This window comes from Pseudobutyrivibrio sp. LB2011 (assembly GCF_000701765.1).
In the GTDB taxonomy this organism is placed as follows: domain Bacteria; phylum Bacillota; class Clostridia; order Lachnospirales; family Lachnospiraceae; genus Pseudobutyrivibrio; species Pseudobutyrivibrio ruminis.
In genome coordinates this window covers 124,650-147,943 of record NZ_JNJS01000007.1, presented here as the reverse complement: position 1 = coordinate 147,943, position 23,294 = coordinate 124,650, and the positions used below count along the sequence as shown (strand labels likewise).

The 23,294-nt window shown below is 39.5% G+C and carries 20 protein-coding genes and 1 tRNA gene; 3 read left to right on the top strand and 18 right to left on the bottom strand.

Going from position 1 to position 23,294, the window contains the following annotated elements; genetic code table 11:
* Positions 1-13: 13 nt before the first annotated feature.
* Positions 14-634: an aldehyde dehydrogenase family protein gene (locus T375_RS13830; protein WP_256377540.1), complete on the bottom strand. Its 621-nt coding sequence runs from the start codon at positions 632-634 to the stop codon at positions 14-16.
* A gap of 124 nt (positions 635-758) precedes the next feature.
* Here T375_RS13830 and T375_RS09535 point away from each other — a divergent pair, with 124 nt between their 5' ends.
* Complete coding sequence (locus tag T375_RS09535; RefSeq protein ID WP_044937757.1) at positions 759-1,382, top strand: hypothetical protein; 624 nt, start codon at positions 759-761, stop codon at positions 1,380-1,382.
* Positions 1,383-1,745: 363 nt separating this feature from the next.
* Here T375_RS09535 and T375_RS09525 read toward each other — a convergent pair whose 3' ends face one another.
* The 11 genes from T375_RS09525 to T375_RS09475 form a co-directional block, all read right to left on the bottom strand.
* Positions 1,746-2,162, bottom strand: coding sequence for an SMI1/KNR4 family protein (locus T375_RS09525; RefSeq protein ID WP_044937754.1), 417 nt, complete (start codon positions 2,160-2,162; stop codon positions 1,746-1,748).
* A gap of 204 nt (positions 2,163-2,366) precedes the next feature.
* A complete protein-coding gene (locus T375_RS09520) occupies positions 2,367-2,984 on the bottom strand; it encodes a hypothetical protein (protein WP_044937753.1) in 618 nt (205 codons plus the stop codon).
* Between the two features lie 134 nt (positions 2,985-3,118).
* Positions 3,119-3,430: a glutaredoxin gene (locus tag T375_RS09515; RefSeq protein WP_044937752.1), complete on the bottom strand. Its 312-nt coding sequence runs from the start codon at positions 3,428-3,430 to the stop codon at positions 3,119-3,121.
* A gap of 807 nt (positions 3,431-4,237) precedes the next feature.
* Positions 4,238-4,747: a GNAT family N-acetyltransferase gene (locus T375_RS09510; protein WP_049960383.1), complete on the bottom strand. Its 510-nt coding sequence runs from the start codon at positions 4,745-4,747 to the stop codon at positions 4,238-4,240.
* Positions 4,748-5,319: 572 nt separating this feature from the next.
* Positions 5,320-6,243, bottom strand: a complete 924-nt coding sequence (gene metA, locus T375_RS09505; protein WP_044937751.1) for a homoserine O-acetyltransferase MetA — start codon at positions 6,241-6,243, stop codon at positions 5,320-5,322.
* 68 nt (positions 6,244-6,311) lie between these two features.
* On the bottom strand, positions 6,312-7,991 hold the full coding sequence (locus T375_RS09500) for a GGDEF domain-containing protein (protein ID WP_044937750.1): 1,680 nt from the start codon (positions 7,989-7,991) through the stop codon (positions 6,312-6,314).
* Positions 7,984-9,699: a GGDEF domain-containing protein gene (locus T375_RS09495; RefSeq protein WP_044937748.1), complete on the bottom strand. Its 1,716-nt coding sequence runs from the start codon at positions 9,697-9,699 to the stop codon at positions 7,984-7,986. The genes T375_RS09500 and T375_RS09495 overlap by 8 nt, the downstream gene beginning before the upstream one ends.
* A 52-nt stretch (positions 9,700-9,751) precedes the next feature.
* Entirely contained in the window at positions 9,752-11,755 is a 2,004-nt protein-coding gene (gene ligA / locus T375_RS09490; protein WP_044937747.1) for an NAD-dependent DNA ligase LigA, read from the bottom strand.
* A 17-nt stretch (positions 11,756-11,772) separates the two neighbouring features.
* Positions 11,773-12,495, bottom strand: a complete 723-nt coding sequence (locus tag T375_RS09485; protein ID WP_330371748.1) for a pseudouridine synthase — start codon at positions 12,493-12,495, stop codon at positions 11,773-11,775.
* 75 nt (positions 12,496-12,570) lie between these two features.
* The gene (locus T375_RS09480; RefSeq protein ID WP_044937744.1) at positions 12,571-13,839 is read right to left on the bottom strand and encodes an SH3 domain-containing protein; all 1,269 of its coding nucleotides are present in this window, start codon (positions 13,837-13,839) and stop codon (positions 12,571-12,573) included.
* A gap of 35 nt (positions 13,840-13,874) precedes the next feature.
* Positions 13,875-13,948 (bottom strand) — tRNA-Arg (locus T375_RS09475).
* A 128-nt stretch (positions 13,949-14,076) separates the two neighbouring features.
* Here T375_RS09475 and T375_RS09470 point away from each other — a divergent pair.
* Together T375_RS09470 and T375_RS09465 are read left to right on the top strand one after the other, a co-directional pair.
* Positions 14,077-14,931, top strand: coding sequence for a shikimate dehydrogenase (locus tag T375_RS09470; RefSeq protein ID WP_044937741.1), 855 nt, complete (start codon positions 14,077-14,079; stop codon positions 14,929-14,931).
* Positions 14,932-14,955: 24 nt separating this feature from the next.
* Positions 14,956-15,987 carry a 3-deoxy-7-phosphoheptulonate synthase gene (locus T375_RS09465; protein ID WP_044937738.1) on the top strand — a complete coding sequence of 344 codons (1,032 nt, stop codon included), beginning with the start codon at positions 14,956-14,958 and terminating at the stop codon, positions 15,985-15,987.
* A 44-nt stretch (positions 15,988-16,031) separates the two neighbouring features.
* Here T375_RS09465 and T375_RS09460 read toward each other — a convergent pair whose 3' ends face one another.
* The 6 genes from T375_RS09460 to T375_RS09435 form a co-directional block, all read right to left on the bottom strand.
* The gene (locus T375_RS09460; RefSeq protein ID WP_044937737.1) at positions 16,032-18,068 is read right to left on the bottom strand and encodes a bZIP transcription factor; all 2,037 of its coding nucleotides are present in this window, start codon (positions 18,066-18,068) and stop codon (positions 16,032-16,034) included.
* A gap of 39 nt (positions 18,069-18,107) precedes the next feature.
* Positions 18,108-18,794, bottom strand: a complete 687-nt coding sequence (locus T375_RS09455) for a hypothetical protein (RefSeq protein WP_044937735.1) — start codon at positions 18,792-18,794, stop codon at positions 18,108-18,110.
* A 348-nt stretch (positions 18,795-19,142) separates the two neighbouring features.
* Positions 19,143-20,198 (bottom strand): cell envelope integrity TolA family protein, encoded by a 1,056-nt coding sequence (locus tag T375_RS09450; protein WP_044937733.1) that lies wholly within the window; start codon positions 20,196-20,198, stop codon positions 19,143-19,145.
* Positions 20,199-20,255: 57 nt separating this feature from the next.
* Positions 20,256-20,795, bottom strand: coding sequence for an NUDIX hydrolase (locus T375_RS09445; protein WP_081822024.1), 540 nt, complete (start codon positions 20,793-20,795; stop codon positions 20,256-20,258).
* A gap of 204 nt (positions 20,796-20,999) precedes the next feature.
* Positions 21,000-22,538, bottom strand: coding sequence for a ribonuclease Y (gene rny, locus T375_RS09440; protein ID WP_044937730.1), 1,539 nt, complete (start codon positions 22,536-22,538; stop codon positions 21,000-21,002).
* 160 nt (positions 22,539-22,698) lie between these two features.
* On the bottom strand, positions 22,699-23,292 hold the full coding sequence (locus T375_RS09435) for a regulatory protein RecX (RefSeq protein WP_044937727.1): 594 nt from the start codon (positions 23,290-23,292) through the stop codon (positions 22,699-22,701).
* Between the last annotated feature and the right edge of the window lie 2 nt (positions 23,293-23,294).

The window sequence follows — 23,294 nt, the reverse complement described above, 5'->3', positions numbered from 1 at the left end:
AATTTGGCCGCTGTTAAGAGCTTTGAAGAATGCAATCTTTCACCGCTACCTTTGGAGAACCAGTGTAAAAGATTTTATCAAAGCGCTCTTCCAAGCAGAAGTCAGCTACATCATGGCCGCCGTCAATAACTGTAATGTAGTTAGATGGGAAGGTTTCGGCCACCATCTTTTTAAGCAAGGCTGTGCAATGGGCACTCTTTGAGCTGGCCTTGATGACAGCAGTATTTCCGCCTGCTATAGCTGGGATTAAAACGCCCAGCGATAGTAAGAATGGAAAATTGAAAGGGCTGATGATTAACGTATTTCCGTAAGGCATTTTATAAACATTTGTGATAATACTTGGGAAACATGCCAATCCACTAAAATGAATTTCAGGCCTTGCCCATTTCTTTAAGCCTGCAATAGTTTCATTTATCTCTAAAATGATACTGCCGATATCGCAGAAATAAGCCTCCACATAGTGGCGCCCCAAATCCTTTTCAAGGGCCTCTTCCATTTCCTTTTCATGAGAAATAACCATCGCCTTTAGCTTTTTAAGAGCATCAATGCGATAGCTTAAATCTAAAGTTGTATTGGTTTTAAAGAAAGCACGTTGTGATTCAACAATTGCTTTGATTTCTTCTCTGGAATTCATAGGCCCTCCTCTGCATAATTAACTATAGTGAGTATAACATAGACTGATATGATAAAATTTTAATATTTGCCTTATTGGGACATTTTTACTATTATGAGTATATATCTAGTGGGGGGATTATATTATGAATCCGATAGGAATGATTTTCGGTTATTCAATATTTTACTTTATACCAGTATTAATAATAACTGGGATTCTTCATTTTACATGGAAATCTACAAAGTTAAAATTCTTCTTATGGGTCAAGCGAATAATATTTTGGCCTTGTTTTCTTATATTTTTATTATTCTTTGGATTTAGCGGATTCTATATTGCCAAGGATATAGTTACAAAAATCCCTTATCGAGAGCATGTTTCCGGTGATGAAATAACATTATCATTTAAAGCCTCTATGTCTGGAGGGCAATATTACGATTATTTCATTTCTCAAGATGACTTGGTTTTAGAGGAAATAGAACATTTTTCTTTCGGGCTTTCTCTAAATGAAATAAGTGGTGTAAAACTAAGAGCGCTAAAGCCAGGAAAGGCTGTGGTTGTATTAACTTATGGCTCTGCGGGAGGCGGTTCTTTATCACGGGTTTATATATATGATGTAAACGTTGATGATTCAATGGATATCAGCTATGAAAAACAATTATTTTATATTAATTGGGATGATCGTAAAGAAACAGTTGAAAATATAAGACAAATGTTAATTGATGATTACGGCTGTACCCCTGAAGAAATCGAAATAATTCATACTGATTAATTATAAATAAAAGAAGGACTCTGATTACTCAGAGTCCTCTGCTACATCAAGATTCAAATCAGACGTGTAATTGTTCAAAACGCTTATGTATCCTAATCGTATATACGATAGTAATAACAAGGCATATAAACCATATAACAAAAAATATAAATTCAAATGCTATAAAACTGAGTAGTACATCTACAAATGCATTAAAACCATAAATCTTTTCATCACTATTGAATCCATGATATGTTCCATTAAAAAATGCAATTATGCAATGCTTCATTACATAAGCCGCTGGGACAATTGTGATAACCCACAGTAAACCTTGAATTATACGCTGTATTCTTTTTTTCATAATCACTACCTCTTTATTAATATTTACCAATTCTCTTTCCCATCCTCAAGCTGTGCCATGATAAAAGTCTCTAAATCATCTGCCTCAGGATAAACTTCACAGTTATCACAACCCCAATTAACAATCTTGCCTGTTTCATTGTCTAAGCAAAACCCTAATTCTCCATCGCCATCTAGAAAAAGGTACTTATCTTCCAACCCCATCTCCCTAAATCGTAATGTATTCTCTACAACACGAGAGTTACCACTTTTGCCACATGCTGCAATCTCGACACCGTATCCCATCAGCATACCGTATTTACGGATAAACTCCTTAAATTCTTCTCTAAAACTCAGCTCTAGCGAGTTTTCTAATTCTGCAATCTTATCATCTCCCCAGCCGCCTGTAACAAGCATTTCATCTGAGTTTTCATCAATAAACTCATCTAATTTTTCAAACATAATTATCCTCTCCTTAAAATTACCATTCTTCTATATAACAATATAACAGATTACTGCTAAAAAAAGAAAAGGACTCTCAGAGTCCTTTTCTTTAAAAAGATATTTGGCTACCGTCGCCTCTATAGCATCTCTTTTGACCCAAAGGGTGCGTGGTTGCAACGAAATTTACCACCTCAAATATCAATATAATAATTCATTATGCTATCAAACTTCACCAACATCAAGCACTTTTCTTGTTTTTATCTCAACACCATTTTCAACCCTGGTTGTCTCCAAATACCTGATACCATTAATCACTACAACTTCCACAGTAGTTTCATCCTCCGAATTAGAAGAACCAGATGAACCAGAAGCTCCGCCTTCTGCATTGGCTCCTTGATTCTCTTCAACTGCCGCTGTTTCGGTAGCAGATATTTCGCTTACCCCTCTAGCTTTCTGAACCAGATTTGCCACAACATCACTCATATTTTCCACAGTAGGAACACCAAGCGCAACAGCACCATCATTCATAGCTGTAGCAAGAGTGCTCATATTTTCTTCATCAGATAAATCTTCCAAGGACAAGCCTAACCTATCCATAGTCATTTGGATACTATCCGCATTTGCTCTAAAAGCCTGGCTTAGATCTACCATCCTTCCATCTGATCCATAATTTGAACTAGGAATAACAGCCTCAGCATTATTTACACTAGGGATGTAGAAATCTTTATCAGATACACTTGTGTCAGTATTAAGATTTTGGGTTACATCTGATTGCGTTGGAAGTTGAACCATTCCAAGCGATGAAATTCTGTCTAGATAACTTTGAAGATTAATTGCCATAGTATTGCCTTTCTGGATTTACCTCAAGCCTTCCGTGGCAACTCAATTGTTGAATCCTTCAACAATCACCTTATTAAATTATAAAACCTCAGATTTCAGTTTGCAACGTTACAAAATCAACCCCTACAAGTTAACTAGCAGCCCTTTTTGCCTGCTTTATGATCCTCGATAGAACAAGAAGATGTACCATCGTATTCAACAAGTCCGGCATCTGCTGGATCAAGGCTGATTCTTCCATCCTCAAATACAAAACATGGAATTCCTATATCTCCAATTTCCTTTGAATGGTCAAACTCAGGTCTGTTATCTCTCATATCCATAAACTCATGCATATTTTGAACATGCTGACCTATATCTATATATTTATACTGATCTTCCTTTCCCTGAATCTGTGGCTGCAAAAAGTCACAGTAAGGGCATGTGTGCATTCCATATATCTTAATCATAGTATGTCCTCCTATTAAAAAAATTTATAAATGCATTATACACTTAATTGGGTAAAATAAAAAACTCATCGCACCTTCTACAGTTTATTTTGACCTTAATGCCATTATCACTGTACAAAAATATTTTCAAATTTGGCCTCATACAGTTTTTTCCTCTATAATTATAATAATCACTGTACTATCAGTTATTAGAAGCTAAAAAATCCATCCAATATTGCTAAAACAAAAGTTATCTAATATATTTATACAGTTATTATCACATCATCATTAAAAATAACTGTATGTAGACATTTCCTATTACAGTGTTTTTTTCACTTATTCCCATAAACACTGTATATACAGAATTCTGGCTGAAATAGAAAGAGACTTCTGCCGTCTCCATCAGAAGTCTCCATAACTAAATTGTGCCGTCAGTGACGGCACAATTCAATCTTTATTTCTCACTAATCTTATTCCACTCATATGCTCAATCCAAATCCCCACAGCAAAGTAATTATCACACAACAATGAAAGTTAGCGGGCTGACAGACTTACTGCGATAAAAAAATGAAGATTTTCACTAGATTTTATCACATGAAGTCTCGGAAGCCGCATGCTGTCGTTGGTTTGTGATAAAAACATGAGGATTTCGGCTGATTTTTATCACAAGAAGTCTCAGCAGCCCCTCGTCTTCGTTCACTTGTGATAAATCCTAAGTCAAATCAGCCCAAATTTATCACATCCCAACGTAACTTAGCCAGCTGACAGGCTTCTTGTGATAAAACAAATAATAAATGTTGGAATAGCCATATATGTTGGCATCCTATCTCACGTCCTTTTTATAAACAACTCCATATCCACACAATTCCAGATGCCGATTGGCATCTTGCACTCTCTTCTTGCATACTCCGTAAACCCTGCCGCTTCATAACAATGCCTTGCGCTCTCATTATTCTCGAATACTCCCAGGTCAATTCTTGTGGCGGTCAGATTTTCCTTTACATACTCTATTCCAAGCTTTAGCAGCTCTTTTCCGTATCCCTTTCCCCGAAACTCAGGACTCACAATTACAAAACCAAATCGAACAGAACTGTCATCGTCATCTCTCGGATACCTTATGATGAAATGTCCAATAATATCCTCATTATCATCCACTGCAGTGAGAGGAATGAATCTCCCCATTTCAAGCTGAGAGTCATAATTATCATTAATATCTTCGCCTGAAAGCGGATACTTATTAAATCTGTCAGCAGACCATTTGTATAATTCCTCCTCCGATCTGAGCCACCCAGTTATTATCTGAGCATCTTCTTTTTTGAAATCTCTCAATATCATCATTATCTACTCTCCATCCTCCTGAATTTATTTTATTAAATATTTACGAAATAAACAATGATGGAGCATTTGCAGCCTGCGATGAGACCTTTGCAGCAATAATATCGTATTTACGAAATAAATAAAAAACTTCTGCCGTTTACGACAGAAGTCTCCATAACTAAATGGTGCCGTCAATGTCGGCACAATTCAATCTTTATTTCTCCGAAATCTCATTCCACTCATAAGCTCAATCCAAATCCTCACAGCAAAGTAATTATCACAACCCAACGTAAGATAGCGGGCTGGACAGACTTGCTGCGATAAAAAAATGAAGATTTTCACTAGTTTTTATCACATGAAGTCTCGGAAGCCGCATGCTGTCGTTGGTTTGTGATAAAAATTTAAGGATTTCGGCTAATTTTTATCACAAGAAGTCTCAGCAGCCCCTTATCTTCGTTCACTTGTGATAAATCCTAAGTCATATCAGCCAAAATTTATCACAGTCCAACGAAAGTTAGCGGGCTGACAGGCTTCTTGTGATAAAACAAAAGTGCCGACACCAAAAGGCACCAGCACTTAAATCAACTCAATCTTTATTTTTCACTAATCTTATTCCACTCATAAGGTGTATTCTGGTAAACGTAATAATTGAGCCAGTTCGAATACAAGATATTACCGTGGCTTCGCCACTGAAGCAGAGGCTTCTGCTCTGGGTCGTCGTCTGGGTAGTAGTTTTCTGGCATGGCGATTTCAAGGCCTTTGCCCAAGTCGCGCTTGTATTCGCTGTCCAGTGTGTAGCGGTCGTACTCAGGGTGGCCCATCACGAAGATGTTGCTGCCATCCTTAGACATGCACAGGAATACCCCGGCTTCCTCGCCCTTTGCACACACTACCAAATCCTCGCAAGCTTCGATATCCTCGGTGCGCACGCCTGTGTGGCGGCTGTGTGGTGCATAGAAAACATCGTCAAAGCCACGTACAAGTGGTATCTTGCGGTTCAAAACTCGGTGTGGGAACACGCCAAATTTCTTTTCGTCCAAATCGTATTTATCGATACCGTATCTGTAGTAAAGCCCCGCCTGGCATCCCCAGCACAGATGCAGTGTGGAAGTCACATGTGTCTTTGTCCACTCAAAGATTTTGCACATCTCATCCCAGTATTCCACCTCTTCAAAAGGCATCTGCTCAAGTGGCGCCCCTGTAATGATAAGTCCATCGAAATATCTGTCGTAAACATCTTCTATCTTTTCATAGAAGTTGTTCAGATGAGTCTTGCTTGTGTTCTTGCTTTCGTGGCTTCCCACAGTCAGGAAAGTCACATCCACCTGCAAAGGTGTGTTTGAAAGAGAACGTAACAACTGAAGCTCTGTGGCTTCTTTTAATGGCATCAGATTAAGAATCCCAATACTGATAGGTCTGATGTCCTGGTGGGTAGAACGATTTTCGTCCATGACGAAAATATTCTCATGCTCAAGTATTGCCTTTGCAGGTAGATCGTTTTGTGTTCTGATTGGCATACCTATTATTCTCCTCTGTTATTATTAAAAAATCCTTCTCAATTTATAATTTCTAATAATAACACAACCTACCTTCTTGCGCCATGCATCAATTGTTTATTCTTGTACATTCTTTCATCTGCCAGCAGATATACCGAATTGGCATCCTTGCCCTCGCATTCATGGCGATACGCATATCCGATAGCTGCACTTCGATTGATGATTGGGTCCTTTTCGTTGAGAGTCGCAAGTGCATGCTTCATTCTATCTATCAGATAATCCACCTGTGACATGCTTTCTCCGGTAAGAATGACTACGAACTCATCGCCACCTATTCTGGCAATGAAGCCTTCTTTGCCAAAGCAATTTCCCAGCTCGCCGGCAAATTCAAAAAGATATTTATCTCCCATCAAATGTCCCTGATTGTCATTTACTTCCTTCAATCCATTTAAATCAATGCTGACGATACAATAATCATCCTCTTTTTCTGATAAAGATTTAATGTACTTCTCATACTTTGATCTATTTGCAATGCCTGTAAGCTCATCTGCATATGCCAAATGCGCCAGAGATTCGTACTCTTTCTTTCTAGCGATTGACTCTGAAATGAAGATATTGTAGTTCACCAGAGTTGCAAATACCATGCTGATTGCCCCAAGAGGCACAGCCTTTTTCGAAAGCATTATCTGCTTTGAATATCCCAGCACTTCCATGTAATAGAAGAAAATATTAAAGATAAAGGATATGGCCAGCATAGCCTGTCCCATAATCTGTATATACTGTGGCTGTGTTATCAGATTTGAGCCTGCATCCTTAACTAGAATCATTACAAACATGAATACTATCAGAACCATGGCGTCTATCTGATAAATAAACAGATACTGATTAATGTGAGCAATACCTGCAAAATGCAATCCTATCAAAACCAAAGGAATGATTGCTCCGATTGTTAGGAAGAACTGGAACAAAGTCTTATGAAGATAATTTCTCATAGACCCCATTACCAAATACATCAGTGGTACAATCATGTACAAAGAAATGTATTCTATCTCTGTCTGATGACCATTTGTTTCCACAAACAAATCTAAAAGTCTGAACTGAGTCAAAAGCCATATTCCCAGGGCAATAAACACAAGTGATGAATACATCTGCATGTTTATCTCAGGCATATCACTTCTGAATCCCAAACCTACAGCAAAAAACATAAGTCCAAATATGACAAGAAATGCCGCCGACAAAAAAATAAACATATTATTATGAATGCTATATAAAAGCAATGTATAATAGCCTGCCAAAGCCGGAGCTTCAAAATAGTTGTAGGCTCCATCCTCAGTAACCAGAAGTGAAATGGAAATATCCACTGGCCTATCTGTGTTTGGAAGATTGACGAAATTGTTCTCACATCCTATAAACTTTCCAGCCTTATATGAATCCAGAAATCCACTTTGTACTTCTTTTGTACTACAGTACAAAATCCACGCGCTAAATCGTGACTCAAACATAATGGTAGGTGTCACAAATTTGTTCACTTCAACGCAAGGATGCACCATATGAATCACATCCCCTTTGTGAGCCCCGTCACCAAGTATTTTTCTTAAATCTGACAATGCCACATTTTCATATACGGTGTCATTGTAGTAAACTCTCCACCCCTCATCTAACACAACAACGCTGTCGTAATTATGAGGCTTCAGGAAAAAATGGCCCACCATCATCAACATCAAAAATGTTGCCATGGCTATGCTTAGACATAAAATCTTTTTACCCATGGTGAGCCTCCTTCATCTTATACATACGCTGGTCTGCAAGATAAAATACATCCTGATATCTGCCGCCCTTTACCTCATGATTAAAAGCAAAGCCTACAGATGCTGAAAGCGTGAATTCATCATTCATTTCGTTATACTTGGCCATCTCCTGAGACATAGCATCAACGCATTTCTTGCAAAGCAACTCATTTGAATTCTGAAAAACTACGATGAATTCATCTCCACCTGTTCTTGCAATAATATCAGCAGGTCCAAATGCCTTTTTCAAAATATGAGCAAATATGACAAGCATCCTATCACCAGCCATATGGCCCATATTATCATTTACGTACTTTAGTCGGTCCAAATCGATACTGACAATTCCAAAATTTCCCCTCAGCTCACCAAAAAACTGGCTGAGAGCTGCTCTGTTTTTAAGCTCTGTCAAAGCATCTGTATAGGCCAAACCTTCCAATTGTTCCTTGATGCGATTTGCACTGATGTGATTAACGCTGTTCATGAAGTAGTAGATAAAATGACACATGATGAAAAACAGCATGCCAAGCTCAAGGAAATTAATAGTAGTAAACAGTCCTGTATGGGAAATATACACACTTTCATTAACCTTAACGCTAGGCTTGGTTCCAATTTCTAGAAGTGACATTACCATCATTATTATGAAACCGATAAACAGATATATTTCAGCGTCCATTCCTACGCTTACATCACTATCTGCATGTTCTCTTCTGTAAACTACCAGGTTTTTAATAAGAGATGGCAGAATTATAAACATTTCGATAATATCAAGTACACCCACAGCATTTAAAAAATGGTTTACATGTACAATGTTAAAAACGTGCAAAATCCATATAACAATAGGGAAAATTATATTAACAGCAGCAATTACACGTATCTTATTTTGAATATTATTACTATGAATAGAATAGATTAGCATACTGAATCCCAATGGAATCAAGTAGAAAGAAGTATACTCTACCATTGAGAAGAACATCTCTCGATTGCCTATAAAACAAAAGATGTCATTTCTGGCAAATATATATACTCCTAGCAGATTTGCAAAAATTGCTCCCACCAGAATTTCAATATCATTATATCTTGTGAGCAACAAATAAACCCACAATGCAAAAATAATGCAGGAATACATTACAAGAAAGGCACCAATGAAAATAGATATTCTGTGGTGACTGTAAAATGTTTTTATTAAATCACTCTTTTGTCCGTAAAAAACAGGCATAAACCTTCTGATAGAATTGTTCTCTGTAAAGGTATACACCATAATAAGCTTATGGACTCCTGGTCTTGTATTAAGAGTCACAATATTATATTTCTTTGGCACAAAGCTTCCTGTTTTCAAATACTCTCTGCCGTATGTATAAATCAGTTCATCATCCAAATACACATCTACTGTGTTGAGCTTGCTGAGAAACATAAGGGTTGCCCCTGTGTTTTCAACTGTAATTTCATTTACTGTAATTATTGTTTCACCTTGTTTACTATCACCTATGAAGTAATCGCCTAAGTTTATATCACGCTGAACATCAACCCCACGAAAAACAGACCAGCCTTCATCGATAGGACTGATCTTGGATTCTGAATTCACTGTGAATCTAGAGCTTCCAAATACTAAAAGCACTACTGTTACGAATGCTATTAGCAGTGGAAGCACCAGGTATTTTTTCAAATCATTAATACGGGATAAATCAAACATACACACATTATAATATCCATATGTGTTTAATTTATAGAAAAATGGTTACCATTTAACTATTTAACATGGAAAGTAATTCTTCCTCACTTATAACATTTACCCCCAAAGCATTGGCTTTATCAAGCTTGCTGCCTGCAGCCTCGCCTGCCAATACATAATTAGTCTTTTTAGAAACAGAACCGGAGCACTTACCGCCGTTGAGCTCGATAAGCTCCTGAGCTTCTTTTCTGCCCATAGTAGGCAAAGTACCGGTGATAACAAATGTAAGTCCTGCAAACTTATCACTTGCACCTTCCTTTTCCTCTTCAACCATGTTTACACCGGCTGCCTTCAGACGATTGATAATATCGATATTCACCTCGTCGTGAAGATAATCATAGATGGAATTGGCGCTAATTTCGCCGATATCGTTGACCTGGATAAGCTCCTCTACTGTAAGGCTCATTATCTTTTCAATGTCCTTAAACTGTGAAAGAAGGGCCTTTGCGGCTGCCTTTCCAACATTAGGAATACCAAAGCCTGTAAACAATCTGTAGGCATCATTTTGCTTTGCAGCCTCAATCGCTCCAAGAAGCTTGTCTGTGTTCTTTTCCTTGCCGATGATTCCCTTTTCAATAAGCTCATCTCTCTTGTCCTTGAGAGCAAATACATCCGCAATATCCTTTATATATTCCTGGCTCACAAGGTCCTCAATATAAACCTCGCCGAAGCCCTTAATATCCATAGCATCCCTTGATACGAAATTGATGATGTGGCGAACCAACTGTGCTGGACAGCTTGGGTTCAGGCACTTCATATCTGCTGTGTCCGCATCCCTGGAAACTGGGCCACCGCATACAGGGCACACATTAGGAATCTTGTATGTGACTGTACCTTCTGGACGCTTTGCGTGAACCACCTCTTTAATCTTTGGAATGATTTCACCAGATTTATAAACTACTATCGTATCTCCGATACCAATATCCAAATCATCGATGAAATCCTGATTGTGAAGTGTAGCACGGCTAACTGTGGTACCGCATAAACGAATTGGCTCAAAAATAGCTGTAGGGTTAACACGGCCTGTTCTACCAACAGAAAGCTCCACTTCAAGAAGCTTTGTCTCCTTTTCCTCTGGTGGGTACTTGTAGGCGATATGGCCGTTAGTGTATTTAGCGCTGGTAGAGAAATCGTTGCGGTATGAAACCTGATCAATCTTTACAACTGCGCCATCAATATCGAATGGGAACTGTCCTCTTAAATCCCCGATTTCATCGATAACTGCAAGAACCTCCTCAGCTGTTTCGCACTTCTTGTGGAATACAGTGGCAACCCCAGCCTTTTCAAGCAAATCCATGCCGTCGCAGTGACTCTTTGTAAGCTCCTCTGGACCCTGCTGTACGTTAAATACAAACATCTTTAATCCACGTTCTTTTGTGATGTTGGCATCCAGCTGACGAAGTGTACCGGCAGCCAGGTTACGTGGGTTGGCTGCAAGCTTGCCGCCGTTAAGCTCCTGAGTCTCATTGTATCTGTCGAAATCCTCATGTGACATATACACCTCGCCGCGAAGCTGGAGGCTGTCGTATGGCAAATCAAGGTACTGATTTACATCTGGGATAACTAACGCATTTGCGGTAACATCCTCGCCGATAAGTCCATCACCACGAGTCTCTCCCATCTTGAGCTTTAGCTTGCCCTTTGAATCCTTTTCATAGCGGAGTGTCATGCTAAGGCCGTCGATTTTGGCCTCTACGCTAAACATAGCATCAGGATGAACCGCCTTTACCTTTGCAATCCAGGCAGTTACATCAGCCTTGTCAAACACATCCTCAATAGAAAGCATTGGCACATCGTGAGTAACCTTTACGCCTGCCTCACGCATGGCAACGCCACCAATCTTCTGAGAAGGTGAATCAGGTGTCACCCATTCCGGATGCTCTGCCTCTGCAGCCTTTAGCTTTTGCATCAGCTGATCGTACTCATAGTCGCTGATTTCCGGCTCGTTTTGATTGTAGTATCTATCCATGTGATAATCGATTTCGTCGATTAGCTTCTTGTATTCATTTAATTCCATTATTCTACCCCTTTTACCTAGTTTCTTGAGCCCTCAAGCATTTTGTTGAGAGTGGCTAGCTCTGCTTCCGTAACATCCCTGTAGGTGTCCTCCTGCAGGTCATTTAGCTCAATATTCATAATGCGCACTCGCTTCAGGCTGCGAACCCTGTAGCCAAGCATCTGACACATGCGACGAATCTGTCGATTCAGCCCCTGAGTCAGAATGATTTTAAATGTCCTTTGGGAAAGCTTTTCAACCTGACACTTTCTGGTGGTCACTTCCAGCTCATCCAAATATACGCCAGATGACATTTTCTTTATAAAATCACTATCAATATCCTTATCAACAGTGACAATGTATTCCTTTTCATGAGCATTTGCAGCACGCATAATTTTGTTAACCAAATCCCCCTGATTTGTAAGAAGAATCAGGCCATTGCTATCCTTGTCCAAGCGGCCAATAGGATAAATACGCTCTGGATAATTGATATGGTCGATTATGTTGTTCTTTTCACGCTTCTCCGCCGTGCAAACAATCCCAACTGGCTTGTTGTATGCGATAAGCACCGGCTTTTTATCTGCGTTTGAAACAGGCTTGCCATCGAAAAGAACCTCATCCGCTGAGCTTATTCGCATGCCCATTTCTGCTGGCTTGCCATTTACCAGAACTCGGCCCTCCTCTATAGCCTTGTCTGCCGCTCGCCTGCTACAAACTCCGGCATCGCTTAAATATTTATTTAATCTAATACTCTCTTCCAAGTATGCCTCCATAATACAATGGAGACCAATAAAACTTGGTCTCCATTAAAATTAATCATTAATCGTTAATCTAAATTACTCTTGTAAAAGGTCTGTTCTGATGTAGCCTTCCTTCTTGCCGTACTTAACCTTTGTCCAGCCCTCGGCATAGCTCATAACTACCTCTACCTCTTCGCCTGCATATGCAACTGCAACCTTTGATGCAGATGAATCCATAGCTGAACGAATATTTACTGTAGATGTAAGTGTAATCTTATCACCAGCTGTAAGTGCTGCAGCTGTTGTAGTTGTCTCTTCCTCTTCTGTGTCTTCTGTAGATTCTTCCTCTGTAGAATCACCAACATTAACTGCATCCTTTGTAATGTATGCCTTTGTTCCGTTGTAATCAAACTTGTAGAAGTCTCCCTCTTCACCGTAGATAGTGATTTCAGTACCACTTTCAAGAGAACCAAGCTTGTCGCTGCTAGCATCTGCTGCTGAGCGAACATTTGCCTTTGCATTTGTAGTGCCTGTGTAAGAGTTTGCTTCCTCCTCGGCATCTGCTGCTGCCTGTGCCTCAGCCTCTGCAGCTGCTGCCGCTTCTTCCTCAGCCTTTGCAGCTTCCTCAGCTGCTGCCTCTACCTGAGCAGTGTAATCTGTGTTCCACTGGATGATAGCTGCTGGCAATGTGTCTGACATAAGTGCTGAAAGGTTTGCATCACTTTCAAGTGCTGACTCGTATGCCTCGTCAACCTCTGCCTTTAAATCAAGCAAATCCTGCTGACGAATGTAAACTGCGATAAGATCAGAGATTTCTGTATCCATCTCGTAGATGTTGTTGTTCTGGTTGAATGAACCGTAAATGTTGTTGATGTAAAGATTTCCATCTTCGTTTGTCTCAACATAGAAGAAATCAAGACCAGGAGCTGCTGTATCGATATCGTTGTACTTAAGCTCAACCTCTGTAGTTACAAGATAAGAATTATCTGTGAGGCCTGGCTTTGTGTAAATCTGAACATCGTTGAAGCTCTCGATGTACTGGCTATAGAAAGCAATGTAGCTGATTTCCTGATCACTAACAGGTGTTGCAAGAGTGGCAAGTGTGTCTGTATCGCCCTCTGCGTATGCTGTGTAGTAATTATTGATAAGAGTGGTCAGCTCTGAATTGTTATTCTTTTTGAAGCTCTTGTAAACTCCTGATGTGGATTTGCTATCGCCACCGCTGCTGCTTGTTCCAAGGAAAAGAACCAGCGCCATCACGATGAAAATTCCACCTGCTAAAAAGTATCTTTTATAATTAATGATAAAATCCTTTGAAATCTCGATTATATTTTTAAGTTTTGTTTTTAAATCTTGTAAGTTCATGTGCCCTCCATGCTGCAAATAGTTTGCCGAACAACTGTAGACGGCCGGATTCGAACCGGCGGTCTTCGGAGTCGGAGTCCGATGCGTTATCCAGCTACGCTACGCCTACGTATTTACTTGCCGATTTATTTTAACACAACTTACAAACTAAATACACCTTTCGTCAAAAATTTATGTACTTTAGTTGATAAAAGTGATAAAGTATATGAAAAATCTTACACAAGGAGGTAACTGTATATGAATCCTACAGGTTCAACTAATTTAATTTGTTTACTCGGCAGTCCAGTTTCACACAGCATCTCACCGGCGATGCATAATACAGCCTTTGATGCTTTAGGGCTTGATTTTTCATATATGGCCTTTGATGTAAGTAAGGAAGATTTGCCTACAGCTGTTGAGGGTTTGAAAAAAATAAACTGCTGTAATTTCAATCTGACAATGCCTTTAAAAACCGCTATCATCCCACTTCTGGATGAAATCGATGAAGCAGCCGAGCTTGCTCAATCAGTAAACACCTGCGTTTGTCAGGATGGCAAATTGGTGGGCTACACTACAGACGGCATAGGATTTCTTCAATCTATGAAGGACTGCGGCATCAAATACGCTGGTACTACTATCACTATTCTCGGTGCTGGTGGCGCCGCATCTTCAATCATCACACAGGCTGCCATTGAAGGCGTTGAAAAAATTAATATCTTCAAAAGAAAGAACGGATCCTTCCAGAAGGTTGTAGATTTTGCTGACCGACTTACAAAATCTACCAACTGCGATCTTTTTGTTTACGACATGGAAGACATGGATATTCTGAATTTTTCTCTTCAAGAAAGTGATATCCTTATTAATAGTACAAATGTTGGTATGGGCGATGACGACCGTTCCCTTGTTCCAAAGGAATTTTTACATCCTGGCCTTACAGTTTGCGATGTTATTTATCATCCTGCTGAAACCAGACTTTTAAAGGATGCAAAAGCCTGCGGCTGCAAGACAATGAACGGCAAATACATGCTTCTATATCAAGGGGCTGCTGCCTTTAAGCTTTGGACTGGCAAGGATATGCCAATCGACTTAATTAAAGAGACATGTTTCGACTAAAATCAATAGAAGTGAGGGAATATAATGAGTTTCAATTATCTTAAGAAAATGCCTACTCCAGAGGAAATCAAGGAGATGCTTCCTGTTCCACCAAAGGTTCAGGAAATCAAGAAGCAGCGTGACAAAGAAGTGGCCGACATCATCACTGGAAAAGACGACCGTTTTCTTTGCATAATTGGTCCATGCTCTGCTGATAACGAGGATGCAGTTTGCGAATACATCGAAAAACTTGCACGAGTTGCCGAAGATATAAAAGACAGAGTTTTGGTAGTTCCTAGAATCTACACCAACAAGCCACGTACCACCGGCAGTGGCTACAAGGGAATCGCTTCCCAGCCAGATCCAAACGAAGCTCCTGATATGGTGGCCGGCCTTATCGCCATGAGAAAGATGCACATCCGTGCCATGACAGAATCAGAGCTTACTCCAGCTGATGAGATGCTCTACCCTGAAAACTGGGGATACGTTGATGATCTTCTTTCCTACGTAGCAATCGGCGCCCGCTCAGTTGAGGACCAGCATCATCGTCTCACTGTTTCAGGCTTCGACGTAGCATCAGGTATGAAGAATCCTACATCTGGCGATTTCTCTGTAATGCTTAATTCCGTATATGCGGCCCAGCATCCACATCACTTCACATTCTCAGGATACGAAGTGACCACCACAGGAAATCCACTGGCTCACACAATCCTTCGCGGTGCCGTATCAAAGCACGGCAACAGCGTGCAGAACTACCACTACGAAGACCTAATCAGACTTCATAACATGTACGAGAAAATGGATCTTGTTAATCCTGCTTGCATCATCGATGCCAACCACTCAAACTCAAACAAGCAGTACAAAGAGCAGATTCGTATCGTGAAGGAAGTAATGCACAATCGAAATCATTCAGAAGATATCAAGAATCTTGTTAAGGGTGTCATGATAGAAAGCTACCTTATCGAAGGATGCCAGCCTATCTCCGACCACCAGACATACGGCCAGTCCATCACAGACCCATGCCTTGGTTGGGAAGACACTCGTCATCTTCTTTATACAATTGCAGAACGCAACTAAAATAAAAAATCTCAAGTCAGATTATCTCCGACTTGAGATTTTCTTTATTGAATCTCTTGTTTATCCAGTCTGTTGTATATATAACTGATTCCGAAGCAAAGGAATCCGCAAATCAAAAATCCCACTGCTCTAAGCAGCAAATCCTCATAGTTCACATCAATCAACACAAGCTTCACAATGCTTGCAATTGAAAGCACCAGACCGTACAGTCTCATGGACTTGTACTTCATCCTGAATCCCAGGATAATCGATGCCAGCGCTATCACAAGGAATGCCACGCTTAGCATGATGCCATATGATTCATATGCGAGCAAAAACATCAGGCATACATAGGTGTACTTAGCTGCAACATATGCTCCTGCCCATGAATAATTTTCCAGCAAATTCTTTACATTGATTGATATGAGCGCAGCAATCAATAGTCCGTAAAGAATTGCAAATGACGATTTTGTAAATATCATCATTTCGGTTGTATATAATAAAACCAGGAAGACATTAACAATATAGAACATGATATTGCAAGTCTTTTCATATGACACTTTAATAGCTGCAAATTTCTTTTTGTAAGCAAATATCTGCAACGCTGCCATGATAATACAGAACAATTCAAATGATCCAGAAATTCTATGGATTTCATTAATTAAATGAACTGTATATGCAAACATTCCTATAATCCACAAGTAAAACACATTATCATAGACCACATTGACATGCTCTTCTTTCTCGGTAATTCTCTCTGCTAATGCAAACGCAAGCATGGTAACAACCAATATCAGTCCAAATATCGAATTATCAAAATCAGCTGCAATAATCAATATAATCATTGTTAGGCTGTAGAATCTAGCAACCAAATTGCGCTTGAATCTTGAATATACACATGCTCCTATCTCTATCAATACTGCAAGAATTCCACCTGCAATTGCTAAGTATTCCTGATCCGCAACTACGAGATTAAAGTTTGCAATGAAGATGAATAATGCAAAAATGATTTCAGCTGTGTATGCAGCAATCTTTGCAGCTTCAAGCTTAACAAATCTTTCAACAACAAAGAAATCGATAAGTGCAATTGTAAGTATTAGCAAATCTCCTATTCTCTCTGATTCCAGATTTCCAATATATCCATTTAATGAATAAATCAGCAAAAATTCCATTGGGAATAGTGTTAGGATTGTCTGAATTACAAAGGTAATGGTATGCTTTTCGTTTTCCAAAAACAAAATCTGCACCAGTGATGAATACATGATTACCACAAGTGTGAAGACTAATATTATTATGTCCACTGGATTTACTTCATTGCCACCAAATCCATAGACACCTGCCAGGTATTTGATTGTAACTAACGTAAATGCGATAATCGTTCCGCACCATGTGGAGAATGAACTCCAGTAGTTCTTTACCAATAGGTCATTTATAAAGAACGATACCTCCGCAAGAACAAGCATCACTAACACTACCAGGCATTCATCCAAGGTGTGCATCTGAATAGCACTAAATACTGCAGCTACAAATATTCCTGTCTGGCCAATTATGGTAAATACGAATGACTTCTTTCTGCCTAGGAAACACAACGCTGCCGCCCATAATACAAGCAGCACATATAGTGCGATGATGTTGATTGCTTCAAAATAACCATAGGTCACAAACAGCGAAACAAAAACAGCACCTGTTCCACATCCTGTCAAAGACGTATTCCACTTGTTTATACCCTTCTTTTTAGCATTCAGCTCTCCCGCCACTATAAAGGCTCCGCTGAAAATAAACATTGCCGCGATTTTTACAGCATCTCCCAACACTGGAATAATCCAAACAGCAAACATAACTATGGCTATGAATATAAGCAGCGATGCACCAATAGCCATGCCATATTTTCCAATAAATGACTCCATGCTCTGCTTGCTAACCTGTGTCCTTGCCTGCTGAGGCTGATAGTACTGCTGCGCTGGCTGTGGGGCCGGCTGTGGCTGATAGTACTGCTGTGTTGGCTGCGGCTTTACAGTTACAGCACTCTTCAGCTCCTTCACTTCAGCTTCAAGCTTCTGGACTCTGTCTTCCAGCTCCTGAATTCTTTGTAAATCTTCCATTTTGCTCCCTCTTTATAAATTTAAATTGTTTTTTGGTTTTTATTCATTTTGCATCTTAATCTCAATCGGTTCACCCTCTGCACCATATCCTGACCTGAAATATGTCAAACCTTTTCCCTTTGTCCATTCATATTCAGAATAAAATCCGCTTTCGGTTAATGTATTACTTAACAGGCACGTACATGTATCACCATCATTTGTAATTCTTGTTAACTGACCATCTACGTTTTGCTCCATATCTTGTGAACAGATAATATTTCCACTTTCAATAAAATCCTCTTCAGTTGGTGTATCTGATCTATCAAACAACACATAGATACTCTCTTCTGTTACATAAAAAGTACCAATATTAAATCTATCGCTTGTTCCCCAATAATATCTGCCTGGACAGTCAACATACTCAATATTTACTGCGTATACATTTCCATTGTCATATTCATCTAATTTCTTAACTTCAACTGAAACCTCGGAAACATCCTCATCTAAGAATTCTATAACTTTATATGTGTACTCATTATCCTCATCTGCATAAAAATAATCCTTAAATGACTTTGTAGCATTATCCTCTACAACTTCTTCCTGAACGTCTTCTTGCTGATTATTTTCTGTTACTACGTTCTCTTTAAAATTATTATCTTCTGCCTCTTTATGAACACTCTCTGTTTTTCCACAGGAAGTTAACATTATTATGCTTATCAAAGATACTATTATTGTTTTATTTCTCATATTTTACAAACTCCACAGTCTATTTGTGCCCCAATTGCAACACTTTATTGCCATACTAATCAATTATAGTAGATACTTAAAATTATTTCACCATTTTTTAACCTATATTCAAGATGTCATCCATACAAAGTGTATAGGCATTTTATTCTTGCATTTAATTATCTGATATAGTAATATTTTTTCAGACAATGGTGTCAGAATAGAGTCCCTAAGCGGGGATTCTATTTTGGCACCATTTTTTCATATTCTGATTTGCTTGCCCACTTCAGAAATGAAAATGGCGTATACCTATTTGCTTGCCCACTTAGGTATGCGCCAGTTTTTTATATAAGCATCTCCCCTAAGAAGCTATCCTACAGCTTTCACATATGCTTTATAATAAAGCTTTCTTACACTTACAGGCATTGCTTTGCTGTTAATTGGTAGCAGCTCTACCAAGCTATCAAACTCATAGCCACCCATCATGCCCATAACCTTGTCATTAATATCTTCTGAATCGATAACTTGTCTAAACTTATCGCTGTATTCGCCTATAGCTGCATAAACTGCAAATGAATTTATAAGCTTACCAAAGACAGAATGTGCAAGTATGCCTTCAATTGACGCAGCCTCTTCAATTCTGATCCATTTCAATCTAAAGACATAAAGCTTGTCCTTATAGCTAACAATGTAACTAGTCTTTAGACGAGCCAGCGTTCCTATTGCGCCAAAGAACATAAGAAGCCCTGTCCAAAAGAATACAACCATCAAAAACAGCATAAAGTAGAACATGCCATTGTATGTTGAGCCAGCAAAGCTAGTGTATTTAACTCCAAACACCACTGTTCCAACCATAAGCGCCAATCCTAAGACAATCCTAAGATAATACCAAAGATACATTTTACTTGTAGAAATCAGCTCCATCTTATCGCTGTAGTGACGAGCCACATAATTTGTAAACTCAGGCTTCTTGCCACGCTCAACATTCTTCTTTTCGATTTCTGCTTCCTTGCGAAGATTTTCCTGATACTTAATAGCTCGCTCCTGGGCAAGAATTGCTCTTTTCTCACGATTCTTAGCATCGATTTCTGCTTGCTTTGCCGCTGCTTTTTTCTCCCTGGCTTCTCTAATGTCTGCAATCTTTTCTGATTTTTCCAGATTTCTTTCAATATCAATTTCATCAGGAAGTAGCTTATGACGCAGCTTGAATGCACACCATATTGTGATCAATCCAATAATAGATATGATGCCATAAATGCCTATCGTAAATGCGAAGTAATTGTTATTCCAAAGCCCCAATTTTAGATATAAATAAGTCAGCACAGTATTGTAAGCTCCGAATAAAACAATTCCCACTCCAAGCAATCCTACTAATAATATAAAAACTCGGTGAACTCCAGCTTTATTCTCATCTCTTTCATCCATATAGTTTCTCCCATATTAATACTTAAGGAAGCAAAAGTGCTTCCTTAAAGATAATATCTAGTTCATTTTTGCTGCGTAGGCCATGATAGCTGCAACAGTCTTGGCATCCTGGAGCTTGCCTGAATAGCACATAACAAGAAGGTCTTCCAAGTCATAAAGCTCGATATCAATATCTTCTGCTTCATCCAAATGCTGCTCTCCGATTTCTTTCAAATCTGTAGCCAAATAAACATCAATAAATTCGTCGCAGAATGCTACTGTAGATTTAAGTGATAAGAGCTTTTCAAGCTTTCCTGCTCTGAATCCTGTCTCCTCCTCAAGCTCTCTGGCTGCGCAAATGCTGGTATCTTCATCTACTGAATCACGCTTTCCAGCTGGCACCTCAAGTGTAAATCTATCAAGTGCGTTTCTGTACTGGCGCACCATGATGATTTTGCCGCTAGGATGAACAGCCAATACGCAAGCTGCCCCCATTCTGTGGCTGACAAAATCCCACTTTTCTTCCTTTCCATTAGGAAGCCTAACAGTATCCTCGTAAATATCCAGGATTGCCCCCTTATGTACTAGCTCTCTCTTTACTCTTTCAATTTTCTCCATAATCATTCTCCTTATATTCTAATATTAATCATATTTTTCAAACATTGTGTGTGGCTCGCCGTCTAGTACTCATTCATATTCTCCCTGTTGCTTTTCATTATGGTAGTATTCTAATACTTTATATTGATTAAATCAACCCCTAATTTAATATTTTTCCTAAAAATGGGTTCAAAAAAAGCGGGTGGATATCCACCCGCTAAGTTTTTACTTTGCGTAGTCTGTAACTCGTGATTCACGAATTACGTTAACCTTAATCTGTCCAGGATATTCGAGCTGTGATTCAATCTGCTTTGAAATATCCCTCGCCATGATGACCATATCGGCATCTGTAACCTGTTCAGGAACCACCATGATACGAATCTCTCTACCTGCTTGAATAGCAAAAGACTTTTCAACACCCTTAAAGCTGTTAGAAATTTCTTCAAGTTCTTTTAATCTGTTTGTGTATGTCTCCATAGCCTCGCGTCTTGCACCTGGACGAGCTGCACTAATTGTATCAGCTGCCTGTACAATACAAGCTATAAGAGTTTCTGGCTCTACATCGCCATGATGTGCCTCAACAGCATTGATAACTGTCTGAGACTCTTTGTACTTGCGGCAAAGATCTGCACCGAGCTGTACGTGAGTACCCTCCTGCTCTCTATCTACTGCCTTTCCAATATCATGCAACAAACCTGCACGCTTTGCTACTCTAACATCAAGACCAAGCTCTGCAGCAAGTAATCCTGATAACTGAGCAACCTCAATTGAATGCTTTAATACATTCTGACCGTAGCTGGTTCTAAATTTCATCTTTCCAAGAAGTCTAAGAAGCTCTGGGTGAATACCCTGAACACCAACCTCAAGTGCAGCTGCATCGCCTTCCTCGCGGATTTGCTGTTCTACTTCTTTCTTAGCCTTTTCTACTGTCTCCTCAATTCTAGCTGGATGAATACGTCCGTCTACAATGAGCTTCTCCAAAGCAATACGTGCAATCTCACGTCTTACTGGATCAAATGCAGATAAGATAACTGCTTCTGGTGTATCATCAATAATTAATTCTACGCCAGTCATAGTTTCAAGAGTACGAATGTTTCGACCCTCTCTACCAATGATTCTTCCCTTCATCTCATCATTAGGAAGCTGTACTACTGAAATAGTAGTCTCTGCAACATGATCTGCTGAGCACTTCTGAATAGCACTAACTACTATCTCACGTGCCTTTTTATCAGCCTCATCCTTTGCCTGAGCTAAGCTTTCCTTAATAAGTTTTGCTGCGTCTAATTTGACATCTTCTTCTACAGATTTTAAAAGTTGTTCTTTTGCTTGTTCGGAGGTAAGTCCTGAGATTCTCTCTAGTTCCTGCACACGCTGCTGATTAAGCTTTGCAACTTCCTCACGCTGCTTGTTAAGCTGTTGTTCCTGACGAGCGAATTCAGCCTCACGTTTTTCAACTGCATCGAGCTTTTTATCAAGGTTATCTTCTTTCTGAGATAATCTGTGCTCACTTCTCTGAATTTCTGCTCGGCGCTCACGGATTTCTTTGTCGAGATCGTTCTTCTGTCTCATGGCATCTTCCTTTGCCTCGAGCATAGCCTCTCTCTTTTTAGCCTCCGCATTCTTAACTGCCTCATCAATGATTTCACGAGCCTTCTCCTCTGCAGAACCAATCTTGTTTCTGCCCTGTGTCTCATGAATCTTGTTTGAAACAGCAAGAGTGATAACAACTGCAACAACGGCAACGACAAGTGCAACAATAATCATCGTTACTGCGTTCACAGGAGCACCTCCTTATTTAATTTTCTAATTGGAATATAAAATAAAAGCTATAATGCCCTCATTTATAAACATCAACACATTTAGTTTAACTGTATAAATGGTCTATGTCAAGCATGTGTATACCATATATAGTGGAGCCTAGGGACTATTTTAGTACCCTGTTGATAGCATCTGATGAGAAACCTCTGCCCATTAAAAAGCGATAGATTTTGGCTCTGTCTTCGTAGGTGGCATTTTCCTTATCGTAATGCTTTTTCTCAAGGAGACGTTCTATAAGGGCTGACTCATCCCCGGTGTACTCCTCTTCCAAAACTCTGTCGATAACATCGCTAGATATGCCCTTGCCAATTAAGTCCTGCTTGAGCCTTTGCTTGCTGCGGGAATCCTGATAGAAACGGATGTGGCTGGCTGCCATCCTAGCGTCGTCCAGATAGCCGTATTCGTTGATGTAGTCGATAGCGATATCAATTACATCCGAAGAGTATCCACCTTCACGAAGCTTATCCCTAAGATTTTTCTCGGAACGGTCCTGCTTTTCCAGCAGGTGAAGGGCACGCTTCTTGCAACGAGGAATAATGATTTCGGTAATGATTTCCTGGTATTTATCCTCCGGTAAATCCGCCCCTTCTTCGATACCGTAGCTTTCGTATTCTTTTTTATATAGAACAAAATCTGCCCCGCCAGCGAGACAGATTTTTGCTCTTCCCTTTGTTAATTTAACAAGAGATAAAACTTCCATGA